Here is a 13,690-nt window from a genome sequence, read left to right on the forward strand (position 1 = left end):
TTGCATAAGGGCGATTATGGATAAAAAAAATGGTAAACAGAGTCTGCGTCAACGGCTGATCAGGGAACGGCTCGATCTTCCCGACCGTCTGCTGCTGTCCGAACAGCTGCAGCGCGTGATGCGCTTCTGGCTGGTTGACCGGCAGGATACCGTGATCGGCGCCTATTGGCCGATCAAGGGCGAATTCGATCCCCTGCCCGCCCTGCACCGCTGGAAGGAAGACGGCGAACTGCTGGAGGAACCCCAGCTGCGCCGCATCGCCCTGCCGGTGATCAACAAGGAAAACAAGACGCTCACCTTCCATGCCTGGTATCCCGGCTGCCCGATGGAGGAAGATGCCTACGGCATTCCCAAGCCCAAGGATACCGAGCTGGTCACGCCCACCCTGCTGTTCGTGCCCTGCGTCGGCTACGGTCCCGGCGGCTACCGCCTGGGCTATGGCGGCGGCTTCTACGACCGCACCCTGGCCTCGCTCGAACCGCATCCCTTCACCGTGGGCCTGGGTTTTACGCACGGTTTTGTCGAGGATCTCATGCCGGACGAACACGACATCCCGCTGGACGCCATCCTGAATGACAATGGCGTGGTCTGGCCGCTGGGTGCGGTCTGAGCGCCCCGGGCAAGGGTGCTCGCGGTCCGGCACCCATGCACGACAAAGGCCTCCGCAGAGGCCTTTGTCCTTGCACCGGGGGCATATTCGCCCAGCCGGCTCAACGGTACAGCTGGTTGCCTTCCACGCGCACGCGGTCGTTCACGCGCAGGTTGGGCAGGCTGGCATAGTCGAACGCCCGTGTTTCACCATTGTCCAGACGCACCGTCACGCGGTACACCGAAGTGGTGGTATTCGGATTGGTCGTCCCCATGGCCTGGTTCGCCATCACCGCCACGGCAACGGCGGTTGCAATACTGGCAAGGTCGCCCGAGCCAGTCGGCAGGCCAGCTCCCAGCACGCTGCCGGGAATCGTCCCCATTCCGCCACCGGTGGTATTGGCCGGCAGGTACTGGATACCCGTCACCGTGCCATAGAGCGCCGCGCTGGGCGTAACCACTCCCGGCAACCCGAGCACGTTGCCCGGAACCGTGGTCACGGGGTTTCCGTAGGGATCGGTCGCGCAGCCTGCCAGAACGGCCGCCGAAGCGATTGCCGCCATCGAAATCAGTTTGCGGTGCGTATTCATCAAGAGCCTCCTTTTTGCGTTCTTCGCCGGTCATTGCGTCGCGGCCAAGCAAGGGCCGGCAACGTACTATCCATGATTGCACAAGGCGGGCCGCTCCGTGTAGGCTTGCGCCGCGTTCCGTCATAGGCAACACGCTGCCCCAGATGCAAACAGGCCCCGAAGGGCCTGCTTTGGCTGGGGGAAGCAAGGTCCATCAACGATAGACCTGATTGCCCTCCACGCGCACGCGGGTGCCGATGGCCACCTCGGGCGACTGTGCGTAGTCGAAGCTGCGGGTCTCGCCGCTGTCCAGACGCACCGTCATCCGGTAGAACGGCTGGCTGGAGCGAGCCACGCCAGAGGTGTTCTGCTGGATGGCCTCGCCGATCAGCGCGCCGGCCACCGCACCAATGGCGGTGCTGTAGCGACGGTCCTTGTCATTGCGCAGCGCATACTGGCTGGCGCCCACACCACCCACCACCGCGCCAATCGCGGCACCGGCGTAATTGCCGAGCGTACTGCCGGCGGGCATGTATTGCACGTTCGTCACCGTGCCGTACTGGCTGTAGGCGGCAGCACCCGTGCTGCCCACCGGCTGCGTACCGTAGGAAGGACCGTAACCGGTACAGGCAGACAGACCCAGTGCTGCGGCAGCCAGGGTCACACCGGCGATCAGGCGTTGCGATTTGGTTTGCATATGAATCTCCTTGGCGGCTTCCTTTTCCGAAGCCCGACTTGCTCGCCTGCCCCCACTGGGCTGGCACAACCGCATCATGCACCAAGCCGGCCTGCTCAGGTGTATACACCCATGCAGAGTTGTTACAAGACACTGTGACAAGGCTTACGCCTCGCTGCTGCGCCCGTGCTTCCAGGCGCCGAACAGCGCCAGCGCCCCCGGCACCAGGATCAGCCCCCAGATGATGAATTCCAGATTCGCCTTCACCCAGGGAATGTTGCCGAAAAGATACCCCGCCAGTGTCACGCTCAGAATCCAGACGGCCGCACCGAACACGTTGTAGAAGGTGAACTTGCCCCTGCTCATCTCCGCCACCCCGGCCACGAAAGGCACAAAGGTACGGATGAACGGCATGAAGCGCGCCAGCATGATGGTGATGCCGCCATAGCGCTCGTAGAAGGCATGCGCCTTGTCGAAAGCCTTCTTGTTGAAGAAACGCGAATCCTCCCACTGGAATACCTTGGGCCCGATGAAGCGTCCGATGCTGTAGTTGGTCTGGTCACCCAGCACCGCTGCAACAAACAGCACCCCCATGGCCAATGCCAGATCCATGTGCCCCGTGGCACACAGCGTTCCCACAATGAACAGCAGCGAATCCCCCGGCAGGAAAGGCATCACCACCAGACCGGTCTCCACGAACACGATCAGGAACAGCAGCGCATACACCCACGGACCGTAGGCCTCGACAAACGCCAGAATGTGCTTGTCGATATGCAGGATGAAGTCGAGCAAAAAACTGATAATTTCCATCATTCCACCTGGCGCCTGGCGGCGCATGAACCAAGGCAGGATTATCGCTGCTGGCGCCGCGGTTCTGCCGGTGCGCCGTGTATCCAGTCGTCTCGCTACAATCATTGCGGTGAACCATCTTCCCCCTGCCCGCACCATAGAACCGCTGCCGGACGAGCTCATCAGCCAGATCGCCGCCGGCGAAGTCATCGAGCGCCCGGCCGCCGTGGTGCGCGAACTGCTCGACAACGCGCTCGACTCCGGCGCCACCCAGATCACCATCCGCCTGCAGGCCGGCGGCGTGCGCCTGATCGCCATCGAGGACAACGGCTGCGGCATCCCGCCCGAACAGCTCCCGCTGGCCATCCAGCGCCACGCCACCAGCAAGATCCGCAGCCTGCACGACCTCGAATCGGTGGCCACCATGGGCTTTCGCGGCGAGGCCCTGGCTGCCATCGGCGCGGTATCCGAACTGACGCTGCTCTCCGCCACGGCCGATGCTGCCCATGGCCATTTCCTGGATGCGCGCAGCGGCGAACTGCGTCCCGGCGCGCGTGCGGCCGGCACCTCCGTGGAGGTGAAAGAACTGTTCTTCAGCACCCCGGCCCGGCGCAAGTTCCTCAAGAGCGACGCCACCGAGCTGGCGCACTGCCTCGACGCCGTACGCCGCCATGCGCTGGCCCGGCCGCACGTCGGCTTCACGCTCTGGCACGACGGCAAGCTGATCGAGCAGTGGCGCACCACGCAAGACCCCGAACAGCGCCTGGCCGACATCCTGGGCGACGACTTTCTCGCCCAGAGCCTGTCTGTCGACTACAGCGTGCAGACCGCTGGCGGCACCGTGCGGGTGCGCGGCCGCTGCGGCCTGCCCGACTACGCCCGCAGCCGTGCCGACCAGCAGTACGCCTATGTCAACGGCCGCTATGTGCGTGACAAGGTCATCACCCACGCGGCCCGCAGCGCCTACGAGGACGTGCTGCACGGCCAGCGCCAGCCCGTCTACGTGCTGATGATCGAGATCGACCCGCTGCGCGTGGACGTGAACGTGCACCCGACCAAGATCGAGGTGCGCTTCCGCGACAGCCGCGAGGTACACCAGGCGGTGCGCCACGCCATCGAAAATGCCCTGGCCCCATCGCGCGCCGCACTGGCCGAAGGCGCACAAAGCCTTGCCAGCGGTAGCGATGTGCAAGGGGCCGCTGCGGGAGCCCTTGCTGCCGATCGACAATGGCAGCAGCAATTCATGCCATTGCATGCGCCCCAGGGCAATCCATACTGGAACCGCCCGCCCGCTTGGCAGGCACGCGAAGGCAACCCCTGGGGCTTCACGCCGCAGAAGGGGCAGGACGCAGCACAGCACGCCCTCCCTCCCGGCGCCGACAGCAGCACGTTGGCAGAATATTCCTGGCCAGCCAATCCGGCCACAGCCGCAACCATGGCTGTCGAGGATGCCACTCCAGCCGCTGCAAACCCCGCATCATCGCCCGACAGCCAATGGCCGCTGGGTCGCGCCATCGCACAATTGCATGGTGTCTACATCCTTGCCGAAAACACCCATGGCATGGTCATCGTGGATATGCACGCAGCCCACGAACGCATCGTCTACGAACAGCTCAAGCAGCAACTCGAGCACGCTGCTCTGCACAGCCAGCCACTGCTGATCCCGGCCACATTCGCCGCCACACCGCAGGAAATGGCCGCGGCCGATCAATACGCCGACGCCCTGCTGCAGCTCGGTCTGGAACTGAGCCCCCTCTCCGGCAAGACGCTCGCAGTACGCGCCGTGCCCAGTCAGCTGGCGCAAGGCGACGCCGTGGAACTGTCACGCCAGGTACTGGCCGAACTGATCCAGCACGATGCCAGCACGGTACTGCAGCGCGCGCGCAATGACATCCTGGCCACCATGGCCTGTCATGGGGCGGTGCGCGCCAACCGCCGCCTCACGCTGGAAGAAATGAATGCCCTGTTGCGCCAGATGGAAGCCACAGAGCGTGCCGACCAATGCAACCATGGCCGCCCCACCTGGCGCCAGCTCGGCATGCGTGACCTGGACAACCTGTTCCTGCGCGGGCGCTGAACCATGGCTGCCCTCGCCCCGCACTACCTGGCCCTGGCCGGCCCTACGGCCAGTGGCAAGACTGCCTCGGCGCTCGCCATTGCCCGCCATGCCCGCACGCACTGGAACCTCCCTGTCGAAATCGTCAGCGTGGACTCGGCCCTGGTCTATCGCGGCATGGACATCGGCACCGCCAAGCCATCTGCCGAAGAGCTGGCGGCAGTGCCGCACCACCTGATCGACATCATCGACCCACGCGACAGCTACAGCGCCGCCCAGTTCGCCCGCGACGCCCAGCGCCTGATTGCCGAAATCCGGCAGCGTGGCCATCTGCCCCTGCTGGCCGGCGGCACCATGCTGTACTTCAAGGCGCTGTTCGAAGGCCTGAGCGACCTGCCTGAAGCCGAACCAGCGCTGCGCAGCCAGCTCGAGCAGGAAGCGCTGCGCCATGGCTGGCCGGCCATGCACGCCCGCCTCGCCACGGTAGACCCGGCAACGGCGGCGCGCCTTGCCCCCAACGACAGCCAGCGCATCGGACGCGCGCTGGAGGTCTGGCACGCCACCGGCAAGCCCCTGTCGCACTGGCACGCCCAGGGCAGCGACACCGGCGTGACCGGACTGCGCCCTCTGGCCCTGATCAGCCTGGAGCCGGAACAGCGCAGCTGGCTGCATGAGCGCATCGCCCAGCGCTTCGATCTGATGCTGGAGCAGGGCTTTCTGCAGGAGATGCAGGCCTTGCGCTCGCGGGGAGATCTGGACCTCGCACTCCCCTCGATGCGCTGCGTCGGCTACCGGCAGGCGTGGGAAGGACTGGAGAAAGGCGAACCGCTTTCATTGTGGCGCGAGAAAGCCATTGCTGCCACGCGCCAGCTCGCCAAGCGCCAGCTCACCTGGCTGCGCAGCATGCCCTGGCGCCAGCGGGTGGCCTGTGATGCGCCCGATGCGCTGGAACAGGTGCTGAAGCTCGCTGGACAGGCCATCAAGCCCCGGCTGCCCGCCACTCCGACGTAGCCTTACTGCAGCCTGCGCTTGGAAATGTTCGGCACCGGCAGCGACACCACATCGATGCCCTCGTCCCGCAGCTGCTGCGCCTCGTCGGGCGAGGTGCGCCCGCGGATGGGCGCTTCGGCCACTTCGCCGTGGTGCATCTTGCGTGCCTGGTCCGCGAACTGCTCCCCCACGTCTGTGGTGTGCTCCATCACGTGCTGCACCATGCGCTCGTACATGGCCTGCATCACCTGCAGGCGCTGCTGTTCATTGCCGTCGCCGGCTGCCGCAGGGGCAGCCCGCTCCGGCTCCGCACTGCCGGCACTGCCGTGGCCCAGGTTGAGATGCGGTGCAGACAGCATCTTCTCGATGCGCGTATTGCCGCAGACCGGGCATTCGATCAACTGCTGGCGCTGCTGCGACTGGAAATCCTCCTCCGAGGAAAACCAGCCTTCGAAATCATGGCCCACCCCGCAGCGCAGGTTCAACACCTTCACGCTGCCAGCTCCTGCCAATCCAGCGCCCAGAGGCCACTGTCGACCAGTTGGAGCCACAGCAGGCAGGTGAGCGTCTTGGCGTCCGTGAGCGCGCCGCTGCGGGTCAGCTCCAGCAGTTCGGGAAGTGTGGCCGCGGACAAGTGCAGCAGTTCGCCCTCTTCCAGCGCCTGCTCGTGCTGGCTCAGCCCGCGCGCAAACCAGATCTCGATATGTTCGTCGGAATAGCCAATGCAGTTGTGCATCACGCCCGCATAGGCCCATTCGCGCGCCTCGCAGCCGGTTTCCTCGCGCAATTCGCGACGGGCACAATCGAGGCCGGACTCGCCGTCATCGAGCTTGCCCGCAGGAAATTCGATCATCATGCGGGCCATGGGATGCCGATACTGCCGTTCCAGCAGGTAGCGGCCATCGTCCAGCATGGGAACCACCACCACCGCTCCCGGGTGCTGTACGTACTCGCGCGTGGCCAGCTTGCCGTTGGGCTGCAGCACCGTATCGCGCACCACGCGCAGGAACCTGCCCTGCAGTACGCACTGCTGTTCCTGGGTGACTTCGGCCAGAGGCTGGTGATTCTCCCGCACCTGGTCGACCAGGGAGGGATAGGAAGCTTGCTTGCCTGTCATGCCGTTCAGTCGTTGTGCCGCATCAGGTGGCTATAGACAAAGCCGGGGAAGGCAAACGTGGCGAACAGAGCCAGGGTCGTTGCGTAGAACTCCCAGCCCTGCGGATAGATCTGGCCGGCGTTGCGCTCCAGCAGCAGGAAGAAGCCGCCCGCCACGAAATACAGCACCAGCCACTCCAGCAACTGCAATCCGAAACCCTTGCGACCCCTGGCCTGTCGCCGTGGCAGCACGGCGAACAGGCGCTGGTTGATGAAGGGCAGGTTGGCGGCGACGAACGCCACCAGGATCACCAGCCAGACAGTCAGGTTCAAGGACATCGTATCCGCGATCCCCGCCCGTCAGGCGCTCAGCATGCGATAGATCGCATGGGCGCACAGGTTCATCAGGCCGGCAGGCAGCAGGCCCAGCACGAGCACCAGGGCACCATTCACCGACAGTACCGAACGCACTTCGAAGTTCGCCTGGATCTTGGTGGGCAGCTGCGGGTTGGGAGCGTCGAAGTACATGACCTTGATCACGCGCAGGTAGTAGAACGCACCGATCAGGGACATGATCACGGCAAACACCGCCAGCCCGATATGGAAGGCCTGGCCGGAAGCCACCAGCACCTGGAGCACGGTCAGCTTGGCATAGAAGCCGACCATGGGCGGAATGCCGGCCAGCGACAACAGGCTGATGGCCATCACGCCGGCGTACAGCGGGCTGCGCTGGTTCAGTCCGGCCAGATCGCTGATGTTGTCGCACTCGAAGCCTTCGCGAGCCAGCAGCATGATCACACCGAAGTTGACCAGCGTCGTCAGCACGTAGGTGACGATGTAGAACATGGCAGCCGAGTAGGCATCCACCACGGTGTTGAAGCTGTTGTTCACGTAACCGGCAACAAATGCCAGCAGCACGAAACCGACCTGCGCGATGGTGGAGAACGCCAGCATGCGCTTGAGGTTTTTCTGCATGATGGCGGCCAGGTTACCGACCAGCAGGGAAGCAATGGCCAGCACCACCAGCATTTGCTGCCAGTGGAAGGCCATGGGCAGCAGGCCCTCGACCAGCAGACGGATCATGATGGCAAAGGCAGCCAGCTTGGGCGCACCTGCCACGATCAGGGCCACCGAAGTGGGCGCGCCTTCGTAGACGTCAGGCATCCACATGTGGAACGGCACGGCACCCAGCTTGAACGCCAGACCGGCAACCACGAACACCACGCCCAGAACCAGGATCTGCTGCTTGGCCACGCCGGAAGCCACCACCTGTTGCACCTCGTTGATCATCAGCGTGCCGGTCGCGCCGTACAGCATGGACATGCCGTACAGCAGGAAGCCGGAAGCCATGGCACCCAGGATGAAGTATTTCATCGCTGCTTCCACCGCATTGGCGTTGTCGCGGCGCAGGGCCACCAGCGCATAGCTGGACAGCGTCAGCAGTTCCAGACCCAGATAGATGATCAGGAAGTTGTTGCCGGAGATCATCACGAAGATGCCCAGCAGGCTCAGCAGCGACAGGATGAACAACTCACCGCCGCGGCGCAGCATGTCACGGTCCTGCGAATAGGGACGCGCGTAGACCATGGTCACGAACATCGCCATGGCGGCAAAGCACTTGAGCCAGTTGCCCATGCTGTCGCTCACCAGCAGGTTGCTGAAACCGTACATGGTGTAGCCATTCATGGCGTACATGGCCTGCATGCCGGCCACACCAGCCAGTGTCGCCAGGGTCAGGTAATAGGTCAGGGTACGCCCTGCACTCTTAACGCTGATGTCTGCCAGGATGATCACGCAGGTCATTACCAGCAGGACGATCTCCGGATACACCGCGATCCAACTCAGTTTGTCAATCATTGCAGACTCTCTCAGTGCAGTTTACTTGTGGCCACATGCTGCAGCAGCTGGACAACGGAGGCGTCCATCACATCGGTCATGGGTTTGGGATACACACCCATCCAGATCACGGCAATCGCAAGAACGGCCATGATGAGGAACTCACGGGAATTGATGTCGTTCAGGGCACGCACATTGTCGTTCGTGACCGGGCCCAGATAGACACGCTTGTACATCCACAGGCTGTAGGCGGCTCCCAGGATCAGGGCCACGGCAGCGCCCAGGCCGATCCAGAAGTTGGCCTTGACGGCAGCGATGATCACCATCCACTCGCCGACGAAACCGGCCGTAGCGGGCAGACCGCAGTTGGCCATGGTGAACAGCAGTGCAAAGGCAGCAAACTTGGGCATGGTGTTGATCACGCCGCCGTAGTCGGCGATTTCACGCGAATGCACGCGGTCGTACAGCACGCCGATGCACAGGAACATGGCGGCCGACACGAAGCCGTGGGCGATCATCTGCACAATGCCACCGGCCACGCCGATGTCGCTGAAGATGAAGAAGCCCAGGGTCACGAAACCCATGTGCGCCACGGAGGAGTAAGCCACCAGCTTCTTCATGTCCTTCTGCACGATGGCCACCAGACCGACGTAGATCACGGCGATCAGGGACAGGGCAATCATCAGCCAGGCCCATTTCTGGGAGGCGTCCGGAAGAATGGGCAGCGAGAAGCGCAGGAAACCGTAGGCACCCAGCTTCAGCATGATGGCGGCCAGTACGGCGGAACCACCGGTGGGCGCTTCCACGTGCACGTCGGGCAGCCAGGTATGTACCGGCCACATCGGCACCTTCACGGCGAAGGCTGCGAAGAAGGCGAAGAACAGCAGGCTCTGTGCGTCGATGTCCAGCGGCAGCTTGTACCAGGTCTGCAGGTCGAAACTGCCACCCGAGGTGTTGAACAGGTACACCAGCGCGATCAGCATCAGCAGCGAGCCGAGCAGCGTATACAGGAAGAACTTGAAAGCGGCGTAAATCTTGCGCGGACCACCCCAGATACCGATGATCAGGTACATCGGGATCAGCGTGGCTTCGAAGAACACGTAGAACAGCATCGCATCCTGGGCGGAGAAGACACCGATCATCAGGCCGCTCAGGATCAGGAAGGCACCCATGTACTGGTTGACGCGCTTGGTGATCACTTCCCAGCCGGCGATCACGACGATCACGGTGATGAAGGCCGTCAGCAGCACGAACCACAGGGAGATGCCATCAACGCCAAGATGGTAGTTGATGTTGAAGCGCGGAATCCACTCGTTCTTCTCGACGAACTGCAGCGCGGCAGTCTGCAGCTTGAAGCCGGTGTACAGCGGAATGGTAACCAGGAAGCTGGCCAGCGAGCCCAGCAGGGCCAGCCAGCGCACCATGCGCGCGTGACGGTCCTCCCCGAAGGCAAGCAGTACTGCTCCGATTACGATTGGCAGCCAGATGGCCAGGCTCAGCAATCCCATTTTTATATTTCTCCTTATTTGCCGTACCAGACGAACCAGGTCATCAGGGCTACGACACCCAGAATCATCATCAGGGCATAGTGGTAGAGGTAACCGGATTGCAGTCGACGGGCGATGGCAGCGATGCCGCCCACGACTTTCCAGGAGCCGTTCACCAGTGCGCCATCGATCAGGCCCTGGTCAGCGCCCTTCCACAGGCCCACACCCAGCAGGCGGGCGCCACGTGCAATGATGTTCTCGTTGATCCAGTCGAGGAAATACTTGTTCTCGAGGATGACGACCAGCGGAGACAGCGCCTTGCGGATGCTGGCAGCCACGTTGTTGTTCATCATGTACAGGAAGTAAGCGACGGCAAAACCGGCAACCGTCAGCCAGAACGGAAGGGTCATCACGGCGTGCGTGGCGAAGCCGACAGCACCGTGGAAGGTGTTCGTCCACTCATGGGCATAGGTGGCCATGGCCGGATGGCGCGGATCCACGAAGATGACGTTCTTGAAGAAATCGCCGAACAGCATGGAATCGACCGTCAGGAAACCGATGATCACGGACGGGATGGCCAGCAGAATCAGTGGCAGCGTTACCACCCACTTGGATTCGTGCGGCTTGCCATCGCCATGGTGACCATGGTCGTCGTGGTGATCGTCATGGTGCGCGTCGGGGTTCTGGTCATAGCGCTCCTTGCCATGGAAGACCAGGAAGTAGACGCGGAAGCTGTACAGCGAGGTCACGAACACGCTGGCCATGGCCGCCAGGTAGGCGATGTGGGAAGCCGGCTGGTTGCTGAAGTGCAGCGCCTCGATGATGCTCTCCTTCGAGTAGAAGCCCGAGAAGAACGGCGTGCCGATCAGCGCCAGGGTACCGATCAGGAAGGTGATCCAGGTGATCGGCATGTACTTGCGCACGTTGCCCATCCAGCGGATGTCCTGGTTGTGGTGCATGCCGATGATTACGGAACCTGCGGCAAGGAACAGCAGTGCCTTGAAGAAGGCATGCGTCATCAGGTGGAACACGCCCACCGAGTAGGCGGAAGCGCCCAGCGCCATGGTCATGTAACCCAGCTGCGACAGCGTGGAGTAGGCCACCACACGCTTGATGTCGTTCTGGATCACGCCCAGGATACCCATGAAGAAGGCGGTGATGGCGCCGATGATCAGGATCATGTTCAGGGCGGTGTCGCTCAGCTCGAACAGCGGAGACATGCGGGCGACCATGAAGATGCCGGCCGTCACCATGGTGGCGGCGTGGATCAGCGCGGAGATCGGGGTCGGGCCTTCCATGGAGTCGGGCAGCCACACGTGCAGCGGGAACTGGGCAGACTTGCCCATGGCACCGATGAACAGGCAGATGGCAGCCATGGTGGCCACGTTCCAGCCCAGGCCCGGATAGGTCTGGGAAGCCAGCGTATCGACCTTGCCGAAGAACTCGGTGTAGTTGAAGGTTCCGGTGTAGGCCAGGATCAGGCCGATGCCCAGGATGAAACCGAAGTCACCCACACGGTTGACCAGGAAGGCCTTCATGTTGGCGAAGATGGCGGTCGGGCGGTTGAACCAGAAGCCGATCAGCAGGTAGGACACCAGACCCACCGCTTCCCAGCCGAAGAACAGCTGCAGGAAGTTGTTGCTCATGACCAGCATGAGCATGGAGAAGGTGAACAGGGAAATATAGGAGAAGAAGCGGTTGTAGCCCTCGTCTTCTTCCATGTAGCCCATGGTGTAGATGTGCACCATCAGCGACACGAAGGTCACCACGCACATCATCATCGCCGTCAGGCTGTCGACCATGAAGCCAACTTCCATCTTCAGCGTACCGATGGTCATCCAGTGGTACACCGTCTCGTTGAAGGTCGCGCCATCCAGCACCTGCATGAACACCATGGCGGACAGGATGAAGGACAGCAGCACGCCGCCAATGGTCAGCAGTGCCGAGGCCGAGCGCCCCAGCAGGTTGCCGCCCATCTTGGTACCGAAGATACCAACCAGTGCCGAGGCCGCCAGCGGTGCCAGCGGGATCGCCAGCAAGGTAGTAGCGGAAAGGGTCTGACTCATTTTTCTGTTACCCCTTCAAGGTGTTGAGTTCTTCCACATCGAGACTGTCGCGTGTGCGGAACAGCAGCACGAGAATCGCGAGCCCGATGGCCGACTCTGCAGCCGCAACGGTCAGGATGAAGAACACGAAGATCTGTCCGGACAGGTCACCCCAGAAGTGGGAGAACGCCACGAAGTTCATGTTGACGGCCAGCAGCATCAGCTCGACGGCCATCAGCAGCACGATCAGGTTCTTGCGGTTCAGGAAGATGCCGATGACCGACAGGGCGAACAGGATGCCTCCCAGGGTCAGGTAATGGCCAATGGTGAGTGTCATGCCTTCTTCTCCTCTGCATCGGCGGCCGGATCGGCAGCCACCGGTGCCGGCTTGGTGATGTCCATCTTGACGATGCGCATGCGGTCCTGCGGACGCACGCGGACCTGTTCGGCCGGCGACTGGAACTTGCTGTCCTTGCGCTTCCGCATGGTCAGGGCAATCGCGCTGATCATGGCCACCAGCAGCAGCACCGCAGCGATCTCCAGCGGGTACAGGTAGTGCGTGTATAGCAGCTTGCCCAGCTCGGTCGTGTTGGATGCGTTGGGCGCCAGCACAGCACCGTCCATGCCACGCATCGGCAGCGCCTCGGTTTCGGTGAAGTTGCTCATCAGCACGGCAGCCATCTGCACGATGATGAACACGGCAATCACCGCGGCCATCGGGAAGTTCTTCCAGAAGCCGCGCTTGAGCGTCTCGACATCGATGTCCAGCATCATCACGACGAACAGGAACAGCACCATGACGGCGCCGACATACACCAGCACCAGGGTAATGGAAAGGAATTCGGCCTTCAGCAGCATCCAGATGGCGGATGCCTGGAAGAACGACAGCACCAGGTACAGCACGGCATAGACCGGGTTGCGCACGGTGACCACGCGGAATGCTGCAAAGACCAGCACCGCTGAAAATACGTAGAAGAGACCTGTTTTGACGTCCATGGGAGAGTCCTGTTGTGTTCTAGGCCTGGCCGGGATCAGCGGTAAGGCGCATCGGCTGCCTTGGTGGCCGCGATCTGCGCTTCGTACTTGTCACCCACCGCCAGCAGCATGTCCTTGGTGAAATACAGGTCGCCCCGCTTCTCTCCGTGGTATTCGAAGATCTGCGTCTCGACGATGGAATCCACCGGGCAGCTCTCTTCGCAGAAACCGCAGTAAATGCACTTGGTGAAGTCGATGTCGTAGCGCGTGGTGCGGCGGCTGCCGTCTTCGCGCTGCTCGGACTCGATGGTGATGGCCATGGCGGGGCACACGGCCTCGCACAGCTTGCAGGCGATGCAGCGCTCTTCGCCGTTCTCGTAACGGCGCAGCGCATGCAGGCCGCGGAAACGCGGACTCAGCGGCGTCTTCTCTTCGGGGTACTGCACAGTGAACTTGCCCTTGAAGGCGTAGCGTCCGGTCAGTGCCATGCCCCTGAACAGCTCCGTCAGCATGAAGCTGTTCAGGAAATCCTTGAGGGAGAACCCGGATTCCGGCTTGGTGGTTACAGTTGACATTTCTCTACC

General features: G+C 62.5%; 15 protein-coding genes. 3 read left to right on the top strand and 12 right to left on the bottom strand.

Features of this window, described 5'->3' with window-relative positions; genetic code table 11:
• Positions 1–16: 16 nt before the first annotated feature.
• The gene (locus KKQ75_RS06560; RefSeq protein WP_091814063.1) at positions 17–610 is read left to right on the top strand and encodes a 5-formyltetrahydrofolate cyclo-ligase; all 594 of its coding nucleotides are present in this window, start codon (positions 17–19) and stop codon (positions 608–610) included.
• Positions 611–710: 100 nt separating this feature from the next.
• On the opposite strand, the gene KKQ75_RS06565 is transcribed toward KKQ75_RS06560, so the two are convergent.
• The 3 genes from KKQ75_RS06565 to KKQ75_RS06575 form a co-directional block, all read right to left on the bottom strand.
• Complete coding sequence (locus KKQ75_RS06565) at positions 711–1,088, bottom strand: DUF2442 domain-containing protein (RefSeq protein WP_143280539.1); 378 nt, start codon at positions 1,086–1,088, stop codon at positions 711–713.
• A gap of 283 nt (positions 1,089–1,371) precedes the next feature.
• On the bottom strand, positions 1,372–1,854 hold the full coding sequence (locus KKQ75_RS06570; protein WP_159430706.1) for a glycine zipper 2TM domain-containing protein: 483 nt from the start codon (positions 1,852–1,854) through the stop codon (positions 1,372–1,374).
• Positions 1,855–1,998: 144 nt separating this feature from the next.
• Positions 1,999–2,643 (bottom strand): DedA family protein, encoded by a 645-nt coding sequence (locus KKQ75_RS06575; RefSeq protein ID WP_091815456.1) that lies wholly within the window; start codon positions 2,641–2,643, stop codon positions 1,999–2,001.
• A gap of 25 nt (positions 2,644–2,668) precedes the next feature.
• On the opposite strand from KKQ75_RS06575, the gene mutL reads away from it, so the two are divergent.
• The gene (mutL, locus tag KKQ75_RS06580) at positions 2,669–4,699 is read left to right on the top strand and encodes a DNA mismatch repair endonuclease MutL (RefSeq protein ID WP_213361115.1); all 2,031 of its coding nucleotides are present in this window, start codon (positions 2,669–2,671) and stop codon (positions 4,697–4,699) included.
• Between the two features lie 3 nt (positions 4,700–4,702).
• Positions 4,703–5,689 (top strand): tRNA (adenosine(37)-N6)-dimethylallyltransferase MiaA, encoded by a 987-nt coding sequence (gene miaA, locus KKQ75_RS06585; RefSeq protein ID WP_091814053.1) that lies wholly within the window; start codon positions 4,703–4,705, stop codon positions 5,687–5,689.
• Between the two features lie 2 nt (positions 5,690–5,691).
• On the opposite strand, the gene KKQ75_RS06590 is transcribed toward miaA, so the two are convergent.
• Genes KKQ75_RS06590 through nuoI form a run of 9 tightly spaced genes read right to left on the bottom strand, consistent with a single transcriptional unit; the run spans position 5,692 to position 13,681 of the window.
• A complete protein-coding gene (locus tag KKQ75_RS06590; protein ID WP_091814051.1) occupies positions 5,692–6,162 on the bottom strand; it encodes a DUF1178 family protein in 471 nt (156 codons plus the stop codon).
• Positions 6,159–6,785, bottom strand: coding sequence for an NUDIX domain-containing protein (locus tag KKQ75_RS06595; protein ID WP_213361116.1), 627 nt, complete (start codon positions 6,783–6,785; stop codon positions 6,159–6,161). Before KKQ75_RS06595 ends, KKQ75_RS06590 begins: the two co-directional genes overlap by 4 nt.
• Positions 6,786–6,790: 5 nt before the next feature.
• Positions 6,791–7,102 (bottom strand): DUF2818 family protein, encoded by a 312-nt coding sequence (locus KKQ75_RS06600; protein WP_091814045.1) that lies wholly within the window; start codon positions 7,100–7,102, stop codon positions 6,791–6,793.
• Between the two features lie 21 nt (positions 7,103–7,123).
• Positions 7,124–8,620 carry an NADH-quinone oxidoreductase subunit NuoN gene (gene nuoN / locus KKQ75_RS06605; protein WP_091814042.1) on the bottom strand — a complete coding sequence of 499 codons (1,497 nt, stop codon included), beginning with the start codon at positions 8,618–8,620 and terminating at the stop codon, positions 7,124–7,126.
• An 11-nt stretch (positions 8,621–8,631) separates the two neighbouring features.
• Positions 8,632–10,107: an NADH-quinone oxidoreductase subunit M gene (locus KKQ75_RS06610; RefSeq protein ID WP_213361117.1), complete on the bottom strand. Its 1,476-nt coding sequence runs from the start codon at positions 10,105–10,107 to the stop codon at positions 8,632–8,634.
• Between the two features lie 14 nt (positions 10,108–10,121).
• Positions 10,122–12,152, bottom strand: a complete 2,031-nt coding sequence (nuoL, locus tag KKQ75_RS06615) for an NADH-quinone oxidoreductase subunit L (protein ID WP_091814036.1) — start codon at positions 12,150–12,152, stop codon at positions 10,122–10,124.
• A 7-nt stretch (positions 12,153–12,159) separates the two neighbouring features.
• Positions 12,160–12,468, bottom strand: coding sequence for an NADH-quinone oxidoreductase subunit NuoK (nuoK, locus tag KKQ75_RS06620; protein WP_091814033.1), 309 nt, complete (start codon positions 12,466–12,468; stop codon positions 12,160–12,162).
• On the bottom strand, positions 12,465–13,127 hold the full coding sequence (locus tag KKQ75_RS06625; protein ID WP_091814031.1) for an NADH-quinone oxidoreductase subunit J: 663 nt from the start codon (positions 13,125–13,127) through the stop codon (positions 12,465–12,467). The genes nuoK and KKQ75_RS06625 overlap by 4 nt, the downstream gene beginning before the upstream one ends.
• Before the next feature lie 35 nt (positions 13,128–13,162).
• Positions 13,163–13,681 (bottom strand): NADH-quinone oxidoreductase subunit NuoI, encoded by a 519-nt coding sequence (gene nuoI, locus KKQ75_RS06630; RefSeq protein WP_091814028.1) that lies wholly within the window; start codon positions 13,679–13,681, stop codon positions 13,163–13,165.
• Positions 13,682–13,690: the final 9 nt, after the last annotated feature.

Origin of the sequence: Brachymonas denitrificans (assembly GCF_907163135.1) — a bacterium.
Classification (GTDB): Bacteria; Pseudomonadota; Gammaproteobacteria; order Burkholderiales; family Burkholderiaceae_C; genus Brachymonas; species Brachymonas denitrificans_A.

What these genes read in the sequence shown, in the direction of transcription:
- KKQ75_RS06560 (WP_091814063.1), top strand. Translation starts at nt 17, where the DNA reads ATGGATAAAAAAAATGGTAAACAGAGTCTGCGTCAACGGCTGATCAGG.
- KKQ75_RS06570 (WP_159430706.1), bottom strand. Translation starts at nt 1,854, where the DNA reads ATGCAAACCAAATCGCAACGCCTGATCGCCGGTGTGACCCTGGCTGCC.
- KKQ75_RS06575 (WP_091815456.1), bottom strand. Translation starts at nt 2,643, where the DNA reads ATGGAAATTATCAGTTTTTTGCTCGACTTCATCCTGCATATCGACAAG.
- mutL (WP_213361115.1), top strand. Translation starts at nt 2,669, where the DNA reads ATGAACCAAGGCAGGATTATCGCTGCTGGCGCCGCGGTTCTGCCGGTG.
- miaA (WP_091814053.1), top strand. Translation starts at nt 4,703, where the DNA reads ATGGCTGCCCTCGCCCCGCACTACCTGGCCCTGGCCGGCCCTACGGCC.
- KKQ75_RS06595 (WP_213361116.1), bottom strand. Translation starts at nt 6,785, where the DNA reads ATGACAGGCAAGCAAGCTTCCTATCCCTCCCTGGTCGACCAGGTGCGG.
- KKQ75_RS06600 (WP_091814045.1), bottom strand. Translation starts at nt 7,102, where the DNA reads ATGTCCTTGAACCTGACTGTCTGGCTGGTGATCCTGGTGGCGTTCGTC.
- nuoN (WP_091814042.1), bottom strand. Translation starts at nt 8,620, where the DNA reads ATGATTGACAAACTGAGTTGGATCGCGGTGTATCCGGAGATCGTCCTG.
- KKQ75_RS06610 (WP_213361117.1), bottom strand. Translation starts at nt 10,107, where the DNA reads ATGGGATTGCTGAGCCTGGCCATCTGGCTGCCAATCGTAATCGGAGCA.
- nuoL (WP_091814036.1), bottom strand. Translation starts at nt 12,152, where the DNA reads ATGAGTCAGACCCTTTCCGCTACTACCTTGCTGGCGATCCCGCTGGCA.
- nuoK (WP_091814033.1), bottom strand. Translation starts at nt 12,468, where the DNA reads ATGACACTCACCATTGGCCATTACCTGACCCTGGGAGGCATCCTGTTC.
- KKQ75_RS06625 (WP_091814031.1), bottom strand. Translation starts at nt 13,127, where the DNA reads ATGGACGTCAAAACAGGTCTCTTCTACGTATTTTCAGCGGTGCTGGTC.
- nuoI (WP_091814028.1), bottom strand. Translation starts at nt 13,681, where the DNA reads ATGTCAACTGTAACCACCAAGCCGGAATCCGGGTTCTCCCTCAAGGAT.